Here is a 718-nt window from a genome sequence, read left to right on the forward strand (position 1 = left end):
GATGTGTATAAGAGACAGTACAACTCCCCGACCACCCCGGCCGGCACTGCCCGCAACCACTGATCCAGCACAAACAACGCAGCACCCGCTACCGGCGACCCCACCGGCGGGGCACCCACTCCCGGGGTTAGCGGGGCACTGATCGCCGCATACACCGTGGTCTCGGTGGGCCCATACGCGTTGAGCATCACCCGCCCCGGCGCCCACCGCTCCACCACCTCAGCCGGACACGCCTCCCCGGCCACCACCAACGCCACCGATTCCAACCCCTGCGGCGAGAGCATCGCCACCGCCGAGGGTGTTTGGCTGAACACACTGACCCGTTCCGCAATCAGCAACGCATGCAACTCTTCCGGAGAGGCGGTCACCGACTCGGGCACCACCACCAACCGGCCCCCACCGAGCAGGGCACCGAAGATCTCCCACACTGAGTAGTCGAATGCATAGGAATGGCACTGCGTCCACACCTGCTCTGCGGTCAGGTCCAACCGGGTATCAAACGCGTCGAACAATCGAGTCACGTTGTGGTGGGTCACGGCAACGCCTTTGGGCACCCCGGTGGTGCCCGAGGTGTAGATCAGATATGCGATATCGTCGGCGGCCGGGCCTGGCAGTGGGGTGCTGGGTTGGGTGTGGATGGCGGGGTCATCAATATCAATGACCGGCACGTGATGACCGTCGAGCCGCGAGCGCAGACCCGCCGTGGTGAGTACGGCGA

At 65.0% G+C, this 718-nt stretch carries 1 protein-coding gene; it reads right to left on the reverse strand.

The genetic code is table 11. The features are described from left to right. Window positions 1-718, reverse strand: a 718-nt coding sequence (locus A5781_RS18915) for an AMP-binding protein (RefSeq protein WP_156624831.1), incomplete at both ends; no start/stop codon positions are given.

It is taken from the genome of Mycobacterium sp. 852002-30065_SCH5024008, from assembly GCF_001665645.1.
Classification (GTDB): Bacteria; Actinomycetota; Actinomycetes; order Mycobacteriales; family Mycobacteriaceae; genus Mycobacterium; species Mycobacterium paraffinicum.